We start from the raw sequence: 17,824 nt of genomic DNA, 5'->3' as shown, positions 1-17,824 counted from the left end.
TCGGCTCGTTTATATTTTGTCCTGCTGGTGCATTTTTCAGCTTTTTCTCAGATTTATTTTTTAATTAAGCGCCATTTAGCGCAGCGATAAACCACAGGGCAGATCATGAAAATCAAACCTGATGACAACTGGCGTTGGTATTTCGACGCAGAGCATGACCGCATGATGCTGGATTTAGCCGACGGCATGTTATTTCGCTCGCGCTTCTCGCGCAAAATGCTGACGCCTGATGCATTTAATGTCAGCGGTTTTTGCGTTGATGACGCCGCGCTCTATTTTACTTTTGAAGAACGTTGCCGTCAGAGTGGATTAAAAGGCGATCAGCGTGCCGAATTAGTATTAAACGCGCTGGTGGCCAGCCGATTTCTCAAACCCCTGATGCCTAAAAGCTGGCACTTCACCAATCACGCACACAGCTGGCAGCCGGCTGCAGGCGATATGGTGGCGGTGACGCTGGCCGATAGCGGCGAAAAGGCACAACTGTTTGTGGTTGAAAGCGGTGAAAATGCGGCGCTGTGCTTGTTGGCTCAAAACGCGTTAAGCGTGGCGGGTAAAGGTATGCAGCTGGGTGATGCGATCAAGATCATGAACGATCGTCTGCGCCCACAGCAGCAGGAACAAACCGCCCACTTCGCGCGGGCGGTGTGATCGGCTTACGCCAGTTCGATATCGCCTGCCGGAATACAGCTGCAGCTTAAGATCGTGCCATCTGCGCGCACCGCGCTTTTCTTCAGTGCTTTCACTTCACCCGCGACCAACGTCACTTTGCAGCTGCCACAAAGTCCGGCGCGGCACGAGTAGGGAATGCGGAAACCCTGCATCTCCAGTTGTTCCAGCAACACTTGCTGATTGTCCCCGCTAAAGCGCGCTCCCTGATAATCGATAGTTACTGCGCTGTGGCTGCTAGCGTCTGGTGCCAGCGTTTCGACCACGGCGCCCGCACCGTACGCGCGCGGCGTTTGCTTCTCTAAAATGGTCACCGCATCGCCAACGCGAATAATGCCGCTATTGAGCGCAATCAAATTCAGGCCGAAATCAATATCGCCGCTGCCATCCTGCGCGCTGCGGAAACCCTGCAAGGTGGTGAGCGGTTCGCCATTAGGATGTTTTTGACCGGTTTCGGTGCCGACGGTGGTAAACACGCAGCGGCTGCACGGCTTCGGCATCTCAAAGGTAATCTCGCCAATTTGCAGACGTTTCCAGCTATCTTCTTCCCACGCGGCCGCGCCGCTTACGACCAGATTGGGGCGGAACTGCTCAACGCGCACGCTGGCCGGACAGCGCTGTTGCAGATCCTGCAACGAGGCCATGTTCACCAGCAAGTAGGGAAAACCGTCGGCAAAGCTCAGCGGCACATGATCAAAACGCTTCACGCGGCGCGTCGGTTCCGCGCCGGTCCAGCGCAGTTGCACCGGACGCGGGAAGAAGGTGCTCAACCAGCTATTAATCGTTTCCGGTGCAATACGCGCGGTGAAATGGTTGCCCCATACTTCGGTAGGTGACTGCTCAGCGGTAAAATCATTAAAGCGGATCAGCGCCTGCGATCCATCCGGTGCTTGTAAAAACAGGCCATCCGGCAGCAGCGCAGGTGTGTAACGCACCATTTCCGGAAACTGGCGCGCGGTGACAAACGTGCCGTCCAGTTCGGTCACCATAAAGATGCGATCAAAGCCCAGACCGCTTTCCAGCACCTGCGCATGCGACAGTTGCAGACCGCGCATAGATTTAACGGGATGGATGTAAAGGCGTGAAAGCGTAATCATCACCACTCCAGAAACAGGGTCATAAGTTTAAAAGAAGCTAACTTTATGACATAGCACGCTGATTCGCTATAATGCGCAGCAATTTAAGCAAGAGTAAAAAGTGACGATATGAATTCTCTGTTTGCCAGTACGGCGCGTGGGCTCGAAGAGCTGTTGAAAAGTGAGCTAGACGCGCTGGGTGCGCAGGATTTGCAGGTGGTGCAGGGCGGCGTCCACTTTCAGGCCGACGACCATGTAATGTACCAAAGCCTGCTGTGGAGCCGTTTGGCTTCGCGCATTTTGCTGCCGCTGGGAGAATTTGGCGTCTGGAGCGATCTCGATCTTTACGTGGGTGCGCAAAGTATTCCATGGACCGAGATGTTCGACAGCAACACCAGTTTTGCCATCCATTTTAGCGGCACCAATGAGGTGATCCGCAACAGCCAGTTCGGTGCGTTGCGTATTAAAGATGCCATCGTGGACAGCTTTACCCGCCAGAATCTGGAACGCCCGAACGTTGATCGTGAACAACCGGGCATCCGCATCAATGCGTGGCTGAACAAAGATCGCGTCAGCATCGCGCTGGATCTGAGCGGTGATTCACTGCATCAGCGCGGCTATCGCCAGCAAACCGGCGCGGCGCCGTTAAAAGAAACCTTAGCGGCGGCGATTGTGATGCGTTCGGGTTGGCAGAGCAGCACGCCGCTGGTCGATCCAATGTGTGGTTCCGGCACGCTGCTGTTGGAAGCGGCGCTGATCGCCTGCGATCGCGCGCCTGGCCTGTTGCGTACCCATTGGGGCTTCAATCGCTGGAAGAAACACAATCAGGCGGTCTGGCAGGAAGTTCATGCTGCCGCGAAAGAGCGCGCACGCGTCGGTACCGCTGCGGCGACCGCCCGTTTCTTTGGCTACGATAATGACAGCCGCGTGCTGGAATCGGCGCGCGCCAATGCTCGTCGTGCCGGCGTGTTCGAGCTGTTCACCTTCGCGCAGCAGGATGTGATCAAGCTGAAAAATCCGCTGGCGGGCAAAGAGATTACCGGCACGGTATTAAGCAACCCGCCGTATGGTGAACGTCTGGAAAGCGAACCGGCGCTGATTGCGCTGCACAGCCAGTTGGGCCGCATCATGAAGCAGAATTTCGGCGGCTGGAATCTGTCGCTGTTCAGCGCCTCGCCGGAGCTGCTGAGTTGCTTGCAACTGCGTGCCGATCGCCAGTTCAAAGCCAAAAACGGCCCGCTGGAGTGCGTGCAGAAAAACTATCAGCTGGCTGCGACCAGCGCAGAAGGCGGCGCGCAGATTGCGGAAGATTTTGCTAACCGCCTGCGTAAGAATCTGAAGAAACTGGATAAATGGGCGCGCCAGTCGAATATCGACTGTTATCGTCTGTATGACGCCGATCTGCCAGAGTACAACGTGGCGGTCGATCGTTACGCTGATTGGGTGGTGATCCAGGAGTATGCGCCACCGAAAACCGTGGACGCCAACAAAGCGCGTCAGCGTCTGTTCGATGTAATTAGTGCAACGCTGAGCGTGTTGGAGATCCCGGCGAATCGTCTGGTGATGAAAACCCGCGAGCGCCAGAAAGGCAAAAGCCAGTATCAAAAGCTGGGCGAGAAGGGCGATTTCTTCGAAGTGCAGGAATTTGATGCGCGACTGCTGGTGAATCTCACCGATTATCTGGATACTGGTTTGTTCCTCGATCACCGTATCGCACGCCAGATGCTGGGCAAAATGAGCGCAGGCAAAGATTTCCTGAATCTGTTTGCCTACACCGGCACCGCCAGCGTGCACGCCGGTTTGGGTGGCGCGAAAACCACCACCACCGTAGATATGTCGCGTACCTATCTGGAGTGGGCCGAGCGCAACCTGCGTCTTAACGGTTTAACCGGTCGTCAGCACCGCCTGATGCATGCAGATTGCCTGAGCTGGCTACGCGAGAGTGACGAACAGTTCGATTTGATCTTTATCGATCCGCCGACGTTCTCTAACTCTAAGCGCATGGAAGACGATTTCGACGTGCAGCGCGATCACATGATGCTGATGCAGAACCTGAAACGTCTGCTGCGTCGCGGTGGCACCATTATGTTCTCCAACAATAAGCGCGGCTTCAAAATGGATCTCGACGGCTTAGAACGTCTGGGTCTGCAGGCGCAGGAAATTACCCAAAAAACGCTGTCGCAGGATTTCGCGCGCAACCGTCAAATTCACAACTGCTGGCTGGTTAGCCACGCCGGTAAGGAATAAGTTTTATGTCACTGATCAGTATCCATGGCGCTTACCTCTCGTTCAGCGATGCGCCGCTGTTGGATAACACCGAACTGCATATCGAAGAGGGCGAACGCGTCTGTCTGGTTGGCCGTAACGGCGCCGGTAAATCGACGCTGATGAAAATCATCAACGGCGAACAGCCGCTGGATGATGGCCGCATCATTTATGAGCAGGATTTGGTGGTGGCGCGTCTGCAACAGGATCCGCCACGCAACATTACCGGCTCGGTTTACGACTTCGTTGCCGAAGGCGTGGCCGAGCAGGCTGAGCATCTCAAGGCTTATCACGCGATTTCCCATCTGGTGATGGAAGATCCGAGCGAGAAGAACCTCAACGAGATGGGCCGTCTGCAAACCATTCTTGACCATCAAAATCTGTGGCAGCTGGATAGCCGTATCAACGACGTGCTGCTGCAGATTGGTTTGGATGCGGATACCGAGTTGTCCTCGCTTTCCGGCGGCTGGCTGCGTAAAGCGGCATTGGGCCGCGCGCTGGTGAGCAACCCGCGCGTGCTGATGCTCGACGAACCGACGAACCACCTCGATATCGAAACCATCGACTGGCTGGAAACGTTCCTCAAGACCTTTAGCGGCAGCATCGTGTTCATCTCGCATGACCGTTCATTTATCCGCAACATGGCAACGCGTATTGTCGATCTCGATCGCGGCAAGCTGGTTTCCTGGCCGGGCAACTACGATCTGTTCCTGACCGGTAAAGAAGAAGCGCTGCGCGTCGAAGAGATGCAAAACGCCGAATTCGACCGCAAGCTGGCGCAGGAAGAAGTGTGGATCCGTCAGGGCATCAAAGCGCGCCGCACGCGTAACGAAGGCCGCGTACGTGCTTTGAAAGCGCTGCGTAACGAGCGCTCTGCACGCCGTGAAGTGATGGGCAAAGCCAATATGCAGGTCGGCGAAGCGGCACGTTCCGGTAAAATCGTGTTTGAGATGGAAGATGTCAATTACAGCGTGGGTGGTAAAACCCTGGTGAAAGACTTCTCTACTCAGGTGCAGCGCGGCGACAAAATCGCCCTGATTGGCCCGAACGGTTGCGGTAAAACCACCTTGCTGCGTTTGATGCTGGATCAGCTGAAAGCCGACAGCGGCCGCGTGCACTGTGGTACTAAACTGGAAATCGCTTACTTCGATCAGCACCGCGCTGAGCTGGATCCGGATCGTACCGTGATGGATAACCTCGCTGAAGGTAAGCAGGAAGTGATGGTTAACGGCAAACCGCGCCATGTGCTCGGTTACCTGCAGGACTTCCTGTTCCATCCGAAACGCGCCATGACGCCAGTGCGCGCCTTGTCTGGCGGTGAACGTAACCGCCTGCTGCTGGCACGTCTGTTCCTTAAGCCAAGCAACCTGCTGATTCTCGATGAACCAACCAACGACCTCGACGTCGAAACGCTGGAGCTGCTGGAAGAGCTGGTGGATGGTTATCAGGGCACCGTGATGCTGGTGAGCCACGATCGTCAATTCGTCGACAACACCGTGACTGAATGCTGGATCTTCGAAGGCAACGGCGAAATCGGTACCTTTGTGGGTGGCTATCACGATGCTCAGCAGCAGCGCGCCGCGTATAAGCAAGGCAAAGCCACTCAGGCCAAACCGGCTGCACCGACGAAAACAGCAGAGAAAAGTGACGTCGCCAAACGTCCAGCCAACAAGCTAAGCTATAACCTGGCACGTGAGCTGGAACAGCTGCCGCAAAAACTCGAACAGCTGGAAACCCGCATCGGTGAGTTGCAGGCTAAAATGAGTCATCCGGACTTCTTCAGCCAGCCACACGATAAAACCCAGCCCGTTCTGGATGCGTTAGCGCAAACCGAGCAGGAACTGGAAGTGGCGTTTGAACGTTGGGAAGAGCTGGAAGCGCTGAAAAACGGCGCGTAATCGGAAGGAGTCAGCATGTGTGCAGCGGATCAAGCGCATCAGTGGAGTCTTTGTCCACAGTGTGATTTAACAGTAAAGCTGCCCGCTGTACCGGTCGGCAGCCGTGCGCGTTGCCCGCGTTGTCACACCACGCTGCAAGCCAACTGGCAGGAGCCGCGTCGACGTCCGACCGGCTACGCCCTTTCGGCGCTGTTTATGCTGGTGCTGGCCAATCTGTTTCCTTTCATCAATATGCACGTCGCGGGATTGAGCAGCCAGATATCGCTGCTCGAAATTCCGCAGGTGATGGATCGTGAAGATTACCGCAGCCTGGCAACGCTGTTTCTGCTGTTTGTGCAGGGCATTCCCGCCTTTTGCATGATCACCATTATCCTGCTGGTCAATAACGTTCGCATGCCGCATAACCTGCGGCTTGGGTTGGCGCGCGTGCTGTTTCAGCTGCGTAGCTGGGGCATGGCGGAAATCTTTATGGCTGGCGTGCTGGTCAGTTTCGTTAAGCTGATGGCGTACGGTGAAATTGGCCTCGGCAGCAGCTTCTGGCCGTGGTGTCTGTTCTGCGTGCTGCATTTGCGGGCGTTTCAATGTGTTGATCGCCGCTGGGTGTGGCAACGTATCGATCCGTTACCGCCGCTGCCGAAAGTGCCGCAGGCCGGTGTTAGCGGCTTAAAGCAGGGTTTGCGTAGCTGCCCGTGTTGCACCGCTATTCTGCTCGCCGACCAACTGGCGTGTCCCCGTTGTGGTGTGAAGGCGCATGCGCGCCGTAAGCACAGTCTGCAATGGACGCTGGCGCTGCTGGTCACCTCGGTGATGCTCTACATTCCCTCCAATATCATGCCGATCATGGTGACCGAAACGCTCGGTTCGCAATATCCCTCGAACATTATGGCCGGGGTGATTTTGCTGTGGAGCGACGGTTCGTGGCCGGTAGCGCTGGTGATCTTCATCGCCAGTATCATGGTGCCTTCGCTGAAAATGCTGGCGATTGCCTGGCTGTGCTGGCACGGCAGCGGACGCGGCGGACGCGATGATGAAAAGATGCACGTGGTTTATGAGGTGGTTGAGTTCGTTGGCCGCTGGTCAATGATTGATGTGTTTGTCATCGCCGTTCTCTCCGCTCTGGTGCGCATGGGACGACTGATGAGTGTGTATCCTGCGCCGGGTGCGCTGCTGTTTGCCATGGTGGTGATTCTCACGATGTTTGCCGCCATGACCTTTGATCCGCGCCTACTGTGGGATCGACAACGAGAAACTGAACGTAAGGAGCCGCGTCTTGACGGATAACCATCACGGGACTGCTAAGGTCGACCAGATTAAACGCTGGTCGCCGGTCTGGATTGTACCCATCGTCACGCTGTTAATCGGCGGATGGATTCTTTTTTATCACTTCAGCCATCAGGGTCCGGAAGTGACGCTGATTACCGAGAACGCGGAAGGCATCGAAGCCGGTAAAACCGCCATTAAGAGCCGCAGCGTTAACGTTGGCGTGGTGGAGAGCGCGGTTCTGACCGATGATTTGCACCACGTTGAGATTAAAGCGCGTCTCAACTCTGGTATGGAAAAGCTGCTGCAAGGCGACAGCGCATTCTGGGTGGTAAAACCGCAAATTGGCCGCGAAGGTATTTCCGGTTTAGGCACCTTGTTGTCGGGTGCTTATATCGAACTGCAGCCGGGCGCGAAGGGTGATAAGCCAGAGAGATACCAACTGCTGGATGCACCGCCGTTAGCGCCGCCGGATGCCAAAGGGATTCGTGTCACGCTTGACAGTAAAAAAGCGGGACAGTTGAATCCGGGGGATCCGGTGCTGTTCCGGGGTTATCGTGTCGGCTCGGTGGAAACCAGCACCTTTGATACCGATAAACGCATGATGGCTTACCAGCTGTTTATCTCGGCGCCTTACGATCGCCTCATTACCACCAATGTGCGCTTCTGGAAAGACAGCGGCATTGCGGTAGATATGTCGGCATCCGGCATGCGCGTAGAGATGGGATCGCTCACCACACTGTTCAGCGGCGGCGTCAGTTTTGACGTGCCGGACGGCGCTGAGCTGGGCCGTGCTGCGGAGAACAAAGCGGAATACCATCTTTACGACGATCAGCGCAGCATTCAGGATTCGCTTTACAGTGCTCACACCGATTTCCTGCTGTTCTTCACCGATTCGATTCGTGGCTTGCAGGTTGGCGCACCGGTTGAGTTCCGTGGCATTCGTCTGGGTACGGTGTCACAAGTGCCTTACATGATCCCGGGTGTGAATCAGGCGCTGAATACTGACTATCGCGTGCCGGTGCTGATTCGCATTGAGCCGGATCGTTTTGTTAATCGTCTGGGCGGGGATTTCAATCTTGAGCAGCATCTGCAGGAAGGCAAAAAACGCGGTCTGCGTGCGACGCTGAAAACCGGCAACCTACTGTCTGGCGCGCTATTTATCGACCTCGATTTCTACGACAATGCACCGGCATATAAAGGCCCGAACGAAGTGGCGGGACTGGAAGTGATTCCAACCGTCAGCGGTGGCCTGGCGCAGATTCAGCAGAAATTGATGGCGGCGCTGGATAAGATTAACGGCTTGCCACTTAATCCTTTGCTGAACGAAGCCACCGGTACCTTGAAAGAGAGCCAGCGCACGCTGCAACAGCTGCAGAAGACGCTGGATAATCTCAATCAGATCACCGCTAACCCAGCGATGAAAACGCTGCCTTCAGACATGCAGCAAACCCTGCGTGAACTGAATCGCAGCATGAAAGGGCTGCAGCCAGGTTCACCGGCTTACAGCAAGCTGGTGGGCGATATGCAGCGGCTTGATCAGGTGCTGCGTGAGCTGCAGCCAGTGCTGAAAACGCTGAATAGCAAAAGTAACGCGCTGGTGTTTGAAGCCAAGCCGGGCCAGGATCCACAGCCAAAGAGGGCGAAACAGTGAAAAAAGGGCTAATGATCGGGGCGCTGTTGCTGCTAACAGGCTGCAGCAGCACCATTGAAAATACCTATTATCAGCTGCCTGCGGGCAGCAATGTGGCGCGCGTGGAAAGTGCCGCGGGCACTGGCCAACCCATGATTTGGGTCGAGCAGGTGACGGTACCGGATTATATGGCGGGCAACGGCCTGGTGTATCAGACCAGCGATGTGAAGTACGTGATAGCGACCAATAACCTGTGGGCGAGTCCGCTTGATCAACAGCTGCAGCAAACGCTGATCAGTAATCTCAGCAAAGCGCTGCCTGGTCGTTTGGTTGCTGGTGCTCCGCTGGGCGAAAGCCACGATACGCTCTCGGTAAACGTGACCGGTTTCCAGGGACGTTACGATGGGCAAGTGGTGGTGAGTGGCGAATGGTTACTGCAGCATCAAGGGCGCCTAATCAAACATGGCTTTAATCTGACGCTGCCGCAAACAGAGGATGGCTATGATGCGCTGGTGCGTACTCTGGCTCTCGGTTGGCAGCAAACGGCGCAACAAATCGCAAATAGTGTCGTTTCGCTAAATTAAGATTTGTTCGATGCTTATGCTAAGTCCTTGATTTGCTGTAGTGTGATCGCAGTCAAATCAGGGGCTTTTTTTATTGCCTAATCAGCCAGATAGACATTCCACTGACAATTCTACATGGCACTTTAACGTCAAAAACATGACATTGGCGTGAATTTTGCGCATTGACCTTTCTTCTGCATCGGGTTAGAACATTACTGTGGTTGAACATTATATCGCCACTCTTTCTTTCCACCCAGATTCCACCAGACCTGAAAAATGAGGGAAACGAGGCATGAAGAGACAGAAGAGAGACCGCCTGGAACGAGCACATTCACGAGGCTACCAAGCCGGGATTACAGGGCGTTCAAAAGAGATATGCCCTTATCAATTGATCGATGCACGGTCTCACTGGTTGGGAGGTTGGCGTCAAGCCATGGAGGACAGGTCAGCGGTGGCCTAGCACTGCTGGATGTCTATCATTATGGAAGAAACCTCCGCTGCGTGCGGAGGTTTTCGTTTGGAAGGATTAGAAAGCTGAAGTGTCTTTGAACAGACCCACTTTCAAATCAGTCGCAGAGTAAATCAGGTTCCCGTCAACGAAGACTTCGCCATCTGCCACGCCCATCACCAGTTTACGGTTGATCACACGCTTGAAGTGAATTTTGTAGGTCACTTTCTTCGCGGTAGGCAGGACTTGTCCAGTGAACTTCACTTCACCCACGCCCAATGCGCGGCCTTTACCTTCTGCGCCCAGCCAGCCGAGGTAGAAACCAACCAGCTGCCACATCGCATCAAGGCCAAGGCAACCCGGCATCACCGGATCGCCAATGAAGTGGCAGTCAAAGAACCACAGGTCAGGGCGGATATCCAGTTCGGCTTCTACGAAACCTTTATCGAATTTACCGCCGTCTTCGGTCATTTTGACCACGCGGTCCATCATCAACATGTTGTTGGATGGAAGCGGCGGTCCATTTTCGCCAAACAGTTCGCCGCGACCCGAGGCAACCAGGTCTTCTTTACTATAGGATTCGCGTTTATCTACCATGTTCTCAATATGCCTTCTTTTAGTGAAGCCCGAATATTAGCGAACAGTTGTACGCTGAGCAATCTTATCAGCTGTGGTTGAACCAGTTGAGCCAACGTAATGGCCATGGACGCAGGCGAGCTTCCTGCTGGTTCAACTGGGTAATGCGTTCCTGAATGGTGCTAAGCAATGATTCGCCGCTTTCACTCTGCCAGGCAATACCGGTCAGCAGCGGCAGCGCTTCATCTACGCTCTCAATGGCCCAAAGATGGAATTGTCCGGCTTTAACCGCTTCCACTACGTCCTGATTCAAACTGAGATGGCGCGCGTTACTGGCAGGGAAAATCACACCCTGCTTACCGGTCAGTTCGCGTGAATTACAGATGTGGAAGAAGCCTTCAATTTTTTCATTCAGGCCGCCGACGGGCTGCACGTTACCAAACTGATCCACTGAACCAGTTACCGCAATCTGCTGATTAACCGGTTGATTAGCCAGCGCGCTGATTAACGCACACAGCTCGGCCAGCGAGGCGCTGTCGCCATCCACTTCAGAATAGGATTGTTCAAACACCAGCGAAGCCGAGAAGGGTAACTGTTGCTCCAGCTCCAGTTCGGCAATCAGATAGGCTTGCATGATCATCATGCCTTTTGCATGAATGTTGCCACCTAACTCAGCTTTGCGCTCTACATCGGTGAATTCGCCATCGCCGGGATGTACCACACAGGTAATGCGTGAAGGTTCGCCCCACGGACGCGGATGACCCGGGAACTCAACCACCGAAAGGCCATTGATTTGGCCGACCACTTCGCCTTCAGTCTCAATCATGATCTGATTAAGCAGGATTTCATCGCGCATGCGATCGGCGAGGAAGCCTTCACGCCACTGGCGTGCTTCCAGTGCTTCTTTCAACGCTTCGGCATTGATGCTGTCGCCATGCAGCGCCGTTTCCTGTAGTTGACGACGAAGCCAGCGTGGGCAAAGCGGTAAGGTGTCTTGATCACCGGTCATGCGTGCCGCTTCAGCGATCAACAATGGCCAGAAATCCGCTTCAGGCTGGGCTAACCCAGCTTGTTCAGCTTGTGTTAGCGTCCACTGGCACCATGAAGTCATGTCGTCTTCGTCGAGAATCTGTAAGCTCTCTTCAAATTCGCTGTACAGCGCCATCTCATGAACTTCGACGTCCATTTCCTGGAAGGCGGCCAGTGCATCACGGTCGCCACACAGTACCAGACGCAGTTGCAGCGGTAGCGAGGGAATGGCGACGGGCAGCGGTTGACGCTCATCCTGTGAATACCAATCGAAGCGACATTGCTCAATGCACTTACGCAGACGCAGCCACAACAGCGGCTGTGCCAGCAAAGTATTGACCGCAAGTATTAACGTGCCGCCATTGGCGCGATGCAGTAGGCCCGGTTCAGGCTGCACACGGTCTTTATATTGACGTACGCAACCGAACAGTTGCTCAGCTTCAATCCAGTCGGCGAAATGCACGCCGCCCTGGCTGGTGAACGGGCGATTGATATCGGTTGGCGCGAGCAGGCTAACGTTATCGCCCATCACATGATAGTCGCCACCGTAAAGAGCAATCTCATCCGGCTGGAAACGTTGGGCTGCATCGGCGATGCAGGCCAGGTAATCGCTGTTTTCCTGACTGCGCAATAACAGCAGTGGAAAACCCAATGTTTGATGATGCAAATGCGCCAGCGCATTCAGCAGACGCGGCTGAACCGCGGCAAGACTATCGCAATCTTCCAGTGAGACATTTGAGAAAATGGATTGGTAGCGGTCGCTATCCGGCTGCAGGGCTTGCCACGTAATTTGAGTGCTGGTCAAAATATTCGCATTAGTCTGATTTAGGAAAAGCGCGATTATACAGGAATCAACCCGGTTAATCACGGCGGAGTTCCGGCTCGGATTCTGACGGCTGCAACATGTTTTTCCTTGCTGCATCCAGGAAAAAAGCTGTTATTCTTAGTTTGTTACGTGATCACGATGAGATTCCGATGAAATACCAGCAACTCGAAAATCTTGAAAGTGGATGGAAGTGGAAATACCTGGTGAAAAAGCATCGGGAGGGTGAACTGATCACCCGTCATCTTGAGCTTAGCGCGGCGCAAGCTGCGGTTGATACGCTGCTATCGATGGAAAACAGTCCGGTTGAGGTTAACGAGTGGATCGCCCAGCACATTCATCCTGATTTGGAGAATCGTCTCAAGCAGACGATACGTGCGCGCCGTAAGCGTCACTTTAATGCCGAGCATCAACATACGCGTAAGAAATCGATCGATCTGGAATATCTGGTGTGGCAGCGACTGGCGGGATTGGCGCAGCGTCGCAGTAATACGCTGTCAGAAACTATCGTCCAGTTGATTGAAGATGCTGAACGCAAAGAGAAGTATGCCAGCCAGATGTCTACGCTGAAACAAGATCTGCGGGCGATCCTTGGGAATGGTGGTTCGGAAAAAGAGTAGAGTTCTTTTCGTTCTCATTACATTCAGCCATAAAAAAACCCCGCCTAAGCGGGGTTTTTTACTGCGTGATAACTTAAGCCTGTGGCTGAGTTACAACGTCTTTGATACCTTTCACGTCGATTTCAACGCGACGGTCTGGCGCCAGGCAGTCGATCAGGGCATTGCGGCCTTTCACGCTGTCACAGGTGTTGCCAGTAACTGGGTTAGATTTGCCCATACCGCGTGCAGAGATCTTGTTAGAAGGGATACCTTTAGATACCAGGTAATCAACTACAGACTGAGCGCGTTTCTCAGACAGTTTCTGGTTGTACTGCTCTGAACCGATGCGATCGGTGAAGCCCAGTACTACAACAGAACCGTCTTTCGGATCCATTGAGCTCAGCTGGCTGTACAGCTGATCAAGAGCTTGCTGACCTTCTGGCTTCAGAGTTGCCTTGTTGAAGGTGAACAGAACGTCAGACTTCAGAGTGAAACGCTTGGTTTCAACAACTGGCGCTGGAGCCGGAGCCGGAGCGACAACTGGCGCTGCATCATCTTCCTGACCGAAACGGTAAGAAACGCCGACGCTCAGCATGCTGTTGTCTGGACGTGCACCAACAGTACCTGCGTCACCGATGTTGTTAACCCACTGATAGTCCAGGCGAGTCGCCCAGTTTTTGGTCAGCGCATATTCAACACCAACAGCAGCCAGCGGAGAAACGCCGGTGTCGTGGTCGCTGATGCGAACACCGTTGTTGTTCTGAGTTGAATCAGCACGCCATACCATACCACCCAGACGGGTGTAGACATCGAAGTCTTCAGTAATTGGGTAGCTCAACTTAGCAGCCAGCTGTACGCCTTGTGCTTTGAATGCGCCATTGATGTTGTTGCCTTTGTTTGGCATACGGCCCAACCAGTCGTAGCCCAGCTCGAAGCCCAGGTACGGGTTAGCCTGATAACCCATGAATGCACCAGCACCCAGCTGAGATTCGTGAGTTGGACCGTCGTTGTTCGCGTAACCGTTACCGTAGTAACCAGTATCGTGATACTGAGACCAGCCCAGTTTAGCACCGGTATACCAGGTGTTATCTTTAGGTGCGGCCTGCGCTACGGTAGCGAAGCCAGCCAGTGCCACTGCAATTGCGATAGCTGTCTTTTTCATTTTTGCGCCTCGTTATCATCCAAATAGGCAATGAGCAAAAAGGTTGCTCTTTGTGTTAATCCTTCGCCGGGTCTAAACGCTCGCTTTTGACTCTACCGAAAAAACGGAGGTTATTGAGCACCCTGGCGAGCTAAAGTCTACAACGAGATTGGAAACTTACAAGTATGATGTGACGCCGGGCAGCAAAAAAACAGCGATTTATACACACATTTTAACAAATCACCTGGCTAAATCTTCGGTATTAGAAAACAAAAAAGCGTCTAAGCCATTGTCATAGCTGGCGGGAAAAGAATCAGTAGCTTAGATGCAACTTATGCAAAAAAAATGCTGAGAAAATTCCTGGAATTTACTTAATGAAACAATTCAGACGGAATTTTTGCGGAGTTAGGTTGTCTGGAAGGGGCGTATTGACCTCCCTGCGGACGCAAAATCAGACCGAGCGCTTCACCTTCTGCCGCGGCTTTTTCCAATTCTAGACGCTCTTCATCGCTCAATTCGTACGGAATCCAGGCTAGAACCACGCTGTAATTGCCTGTACGTAATGCCTTCACCATACTTTCCACGGTGTTAAAACGCTCAGATTCGGTGATATGCATACTCTTTTCTAACGGCAATCCTGACTGCTGCATCCAGCTACGATTCAACTTATGCGCTGGAGTGAGCCACAGCTGCCAGCGCGATTGCTCGCTCAGCTGTTTCAGTACCGGCAGCAGTATAAGTTGCATCATTCCAGGTTGTTCGCTGGAGCGCAGTTCAGTGATTCCACCCAGCGAAGGTTGCGCTAAGCTGGATGAAGCGAAACGATTTGAACGGTCAGCAGAGCCAGAGAAATGAGTACGCATAATTTAATCACTCAGTAATGAACTGTATGGATGTACAGTAATGGCTTCCTGGATAAAGATCAACCTCAATTTCTGAAAACGCCTCGCAATTTCTGCACAAGATACCTCCCGTCTGCTTTTATTCATTGAACAGCTAAATCGTTTTTTTTATCTTCTAACCAGATGAATCTGCGAGCTTTTATAGGAAATTTCCCGCGCATGGAATCCATTGAAGGGGGCGTTATGAAGAGATATAACCCGGTAGTTGAACAATCGAAAGCGCAGTTGGCGGCATTAGGTAAAATTGAATCGCGCACGCAATTTGGTGGTTATGCACTGACTGTTGAGAAGGTGATTTTTGCGTATATCAATGAGGATGCACTCTATCTTCGAGCTAGCGAGGCGCTTCACGTCTATAACGCACAGCGTTCACTGGAACCGCTAGTGTACCGTAAGCGTGGCGTGCCGGTGACACTGAGCTACTTCAAAGTGGATACGCAATTGTGGCAAAACCCTGAACAGTTATTGCAACTGTCAGCATGTTCTCTGCGTGCCGCACAGGACGAGGCGGCTACCAGACTTGTCTCGCTGCGTTTGAAAGATCTGCCGAATTTAAGCCTGCGATTGGAGCTGATGCTGCATAAGGTAGGGATCAGTTCGGTGCAATTGCTGTGTGAAACAGGCTCGCGACAAAGCTGGCTGAAACTGCGCGCGGTGAATAAGCACATTGGGTTAAAAACGCTGTTGGCGCTGGAAGGTGCAATATCAGGACATCATGAAGCGGCGTTACCCAGCGCCATCAGGCAAGAGCTTTACACCTGGTATCTAAAAATGCTCCGCCAGCATGCGGCGGAGCATCAATCGCTTTAGTCGTTGATGAGAGTACGGCGTAGACGGGCAATTTCAGGCAGCAGCGCGACTAACAAGCCCAATTGCTGAATCACTAATGGTGCGCGTGTATCCGGGCTGTTTTTCATCTCGTTCATGCGCTGCATTAGCGCCTGCTGCATCTCAGTGGCTTGAGTATCCGTAACCCGGTCGATCTGCAGCACATCTTCAATGAAGCAGACTGCGTCATCCAGTAAGTTCAGTAAAGTAGCATCCGCGAGATGTGCGCGGTGCGCTCCCAGTGCGGAGATATAGCTGAGGAAGGAGTGGTTCAGACATAGCAGTCGAAACGCATTTTCACGTAGCGGCTGTTGTAGCTTGAGTTCACCACTGATGTTTGACACCACTGACGCCAGCTCGGCATCGGCATTATGCGCATCGCGGCGTGCCACGCGATAAGCGAGACGATTGTCTTTGCCTTGGTGATATTGCTCCATAATCGCATCCAGATAGCGACAGTTCGCATCCAGTGTGCGATCGGCGACGGCGGTGATTTTGCGAAAACGCCAGTCTGGCCAGACAAAGGCCACGGCCAGCCACGCCAGTCCGCAGCCCAGTAAGGTATCCACCACGCGCGGTAGCGCCACTTCAAATCCTTCGCCGAGCAAGTTGAAGCACAGCAGAACCAGCAAAGTGATAAACAAAGTGGCTTGCGCATACTGAATCTGGCGGAAGGCGAAGAACAGCACGCCGCTCAGTACAATCAGCACCAACTGACCTTCAATTGAGGGCACCAGCCACAATACCGGCAGGCCGATGGCAACGCCGGCTAAGGTGCCGCCAATACGCAATGCGAGGCGTCGTCGGGTGGCGTTGTAGTTGGGCTGGCAGACAAACAGGCTGGTCAGCAAGATCCAGTAACCGCGATCGACGCCGGTGATTTTAATGAAGGCGTAGCCAACGCACAGCACCAGCGACATACGCACCGCATGACGGAAGAGAGCAGATTGCGGGCTAAGATGGCGACTGAGCCGCAAGCGGATATCCGCCCAGCCGCTGAGTCCTTCACGTGACAGATGATGGTCGCTCTGCGGGGACGGTTCGGCCAGCATCTGTTCTGATTCAATCGACGCCAGTTGCGCATCAATAGCACGCAGATTACGCAGCAGCCAAAACAGCGCGTGAATGTGTGGATCCTGCGGCTCATTCTGCTGAAGACGTTGCAGCGCGGTTTCCAGCCGTTCGAAGGTGCGCTCAAAGTGGCTGTCATGATGCCACGGCTGACGCAGCAAAATGGTCTCCGCCAGCTGCCGACAGGCACGCGCTTGCATATTCATCAGGCGCTGGAAACGGAACAGCACTTCGTTGTAACGCCAGTTATCACGCAGCAGATGGTATTGCAGATGCGAGGAGCTGGCGCGCTCATGGATATCCTGCGCGACAAAATAGTAGTGCAGGCTGCGGCGCGTGCTGCGTGAACCGCGGTCGCCGCGCAAACGGCTTTGAATAGTGCTTTTAGTAAGATTTAGCTGTGCTACCAACTGGCTGTTAACCATCGCCGTGGCAACCAGCGTGGCGTCATCCTGATCGCCGCCATCGGGATCAAACAGGTTCGCTTTGGCTTCCAGATAGCGCGCCAGCTGGGAAAAACTGCCTGCCAGCTGTTCCTGTACCGGGCGCACCGGGAACATCAAATGACCGATAAAGGTCAGCAAGTTGTACCAAAGGGCACCGATCAACAGCAGCGCTGGTTGCATCCACCATTGTGGGAATAAGCCGATGCCCAGCATGGTGTAAACCGCAATCAGCAGCGCACCGAAGGCGATGGTGGCATAACGCTGTCCCAGTGCACCGAGCAAAATAAAGCCCCAGCTGGAAAGCGCCAGGCCCAGAGCAAACGCCCACGGATGGGGGAACAACAGTTCCACCGACACCGAAGCAATACAGAAACACACCAGCGTGATCAACAGATTGCGCACACGCCCAATCCAGCGATCGTCGAGATCCGCCAGCGCCGCAGCGACGACACCCAGCGTCAGCGGAATGGTCCACTCGATTTGGTGCAGCCACCACGGCACCGCCGCGCATCCGGTCAAGGCAAAGAAGATGCGCAGCAAATAGCGTAGGCTGCTGTTAAACAGATAACGTCGCCAGCCTGGCAAGGCGTCATGAATCAT

Annotated in this window: 15 protein-coding genes; 9 read left to right on the top strand and 6 right to left on the bottom strand. The window is 53.8% G+C overall.

What is annotated here, in order from left to right; translation table 11 throughout:
• Positions 1-105 precede the first annotated feature (105 nt).
• The gene (locus tag PanJK_RS03425; RefSeq protein WP_256696114.1) at positions 106-648 is read left to right on the top strand and encodes a cell division protein ZapC; all 543 of its coding nucleotides are present in this window, start codon (positions 106-108) and stop codon (positions 646-648) included.
• Between the two features lie 5 nt (positions 649-653).
• Here PanJK_RS03425 and PanJK_RS03420 read toward each other — a convergent pair whose 3' ends face one another.
• Entirely contained in the window at positions 654-1,763 is a 1,110-nt protein-coding gene (locus PanJK_RS03420; RefSeq protein WP_265297144.1) for a YcbX family protein, read from the bottom strand.
• A 108-nt stretch (positions 1,764-1,871) separates the two neighbouring features.
• Between PanJK_RS03420 and rlmKL the strand changes: the two genes are divergently transcribed.
• The 6 genes from rlmKL to rmf all read left to right on the top strand — a co-directional run bounded on the left by rlmKL (position 1,872) and on the right by rmf (position 9,821).
• Positions 1,872-3,989 carry a bifunctional 23S rRNA (guanine(2069)-N(7))-methyltransferase RlmK/23S rRNA (guanine(2445)-N(2))-methyltransferase RlmL gene (gene rlmKL / locus PanJK_RS03415; RefSeq protein ID WP_061717099.1) on the top strand — a complete coding sequence of 706 codons (2,118 nt, stop codon included), beginning with the start codon at positions 1,872-1,874 and terminating at the stop codon, positions 3,987-3,989.
• A gap of 5 nt (positions 3,990-3,994) precedes the next feature.
• Positions 3,995-5,905 (top strand): ABC transporter ATP-binding protein, encoded by a 1,911-nt coding sequence (locus PanJK_RS03410; protein ID WP_256696116.1) that lies wholly within the window; start codon positions 3,995-3,997, stop codon positions 5,903-5,905.
• A 15-nt stretch (positions 5,906-5,920) separates the two neighbouring features.
• Positions 5,921-7,186, top strand: coding sequence for a membrane integrity-associated transporter subunit PqiA (gene pqiA / locus PanJK_RS03405; RefSeq protein WP_265297143.1), 1,266 nt, complete (start codon positions 5,921-5,923; stop codon positions 7,184-7,186).
• The gene (pqiB, locus tag PanJK_RS03400; protein ID WP_256696118.1) at positions 7,176-8,819 is read left to right on the top strand and encodes an intermembrane transport protein PqiB; all 1,644 of its coding nucleotides are present in this window, start codon (positions 7,176-7,178) and stop codon (positions 8,817-8,819) included. Before pqiA ends, pqiB begins: the two co-directional genes overlap by 11 nt.
• Positions 8,816-9,382, top strand: a complete 567-nt coding sequence (gene pqiC / locus PanJK_RS03395; protein WP_265297141.1) for a membrane integrity-associated transporter subunit PqiC — start codon at positions 8,816-8,818, stop codon at positions 9,380-9,382. Before pqiB ends, pqiC begins: the two co-directional genes overlap by 4 nt.
• A 271-nt stretch (positions 9,383-9,653) precedes the next feature.
• Positions 9,654-9,821 (top strand): ribosome modulation factor, encoded by a 168-nt coding sequence (rmf, locus tag PanJK_RS03390; protein WP_071531634.1) that lies wholly within the window; start codon positions 9,654-9,656, stop codon positions 9,819-9,821.
• 66 nt (positions 9,822-9,887) lie between these two features.
• On the opposite strand, the gene fabA is transcribed toward rmf, so the two are convergent.
• Together fabA and PanJK_RS03380 are read right to left on the bottom strand one after the other, a co-directional pair.
• Entirely contained in the window at positions 9,888-10,406 is a 519-nt protein-coding gene (gene fabA, locus PanJK_RS03385; RefSeq protein ID WP_007887361.1) for a bifunctional 3-hydroxydecanoyl-ACP dehydratase/trans-2-decenoyl-ACP isomerase, read from the bottom strand.
• Between the two features lie 67 nt (positions 10,407-10,473).
• On the bottom strand, positions 10,474-12,336 hold the full coding sequence (locus PanJK_RS03380; protein ID WP_265297139.1) for a Lon protease family protein: 1,863 nt from the start codon (positions 12,334-12,336) through the stop codon (positions 10,474-10,476).
• Positions 12,337-12,389: 53 nt separating this feature from the next.
• Here PanJK_RS03380 and matP point away from each other — a divergent pair, with 53 nt between their 5' ends.
• Positions 12,390-12,857: a macrodomain Ter protein MatP gene (gene matP, locus PanJK_RS03375; RefSeq protein ID WP_265297138.1), complete on the top strand. Its 468-nt coding sequence runs from the start codon at positions 12,390-12,392 to the stop codon at positions 12,855-12,857.
• A gap of 73 nt (positions 12,858-12,930) precedes the next feature.
• Here matP and ompA read toward each other — a convergent pair whose 3' ends face one another.
• Positions 12,931-13,998 (bottom strand): porin OmpA, encoded by a 1,068-nt coding sequence (gene ompA, locus PanJK_RS03370; RefSeq protein ID WP_265297137.1) that lies wholly within the window; start codon positions 13,996-13,998, stop codon positions 12,931-12,933.
• A 350-nt stretch (positions 13,999-14,348) separates the two neighbouring features.
• Complete coding sequence (gene sulA, locus PanJK_RS03365; RefSeq protein ID WP_265297136.1) at positions 14,349-14,840, bottom strand: SOS-induced cell division inhibitor SulA; 492 nt, start codon at positions 14,838-14,840, stop codon at positions 14,349-14,351.
• A 222-nt stretch (positions 14,841-15,062) separates the two neighbouring features.
• Here sulA and PanJK_RS03360 point away from each other — a divergent pair, with 222 nt between their 5' ends.
• Positions 15,063-15,689: a TfoX/Sxy family DNA transformation protein gene (locus tag PanJK_RS03360; RefSeq protein WP_256698391.1), complete on the top strand. Its 627-nt coding sequence runs from the start codon at positions 15,063-15,065 to the stop codon at positions 15,687-15,689.
• Here the strand turns inward: PanJK_RS03360 and yccS are convergent.
• Positions 15,686-17,824 (bottom strand): YccS family putative transporter, encoded by a 2,139-nt coding sequence (gene yccS / locus PanJK_RS03355; protein WP_265297135.1) that lies wholly within the window; start codon positions 17,822-17,824, stop codon positions 15,686-15,688. The genes PanJK_RS03360 and yccS overlap by 4 nt on opposite strands.

The organism is Pantoea sp. JK (genome assembly GCF_026130245.1).
Lineage (GTDB): Bacteria > Pseudomonadota > Gammaproteobacteria > Enterobacterales > Enterobacteriaceae > Pantoea > Pantoea trifolii.
This window is presented reverse-complemented; position numbering and strand designations above follow the sequence as displayed.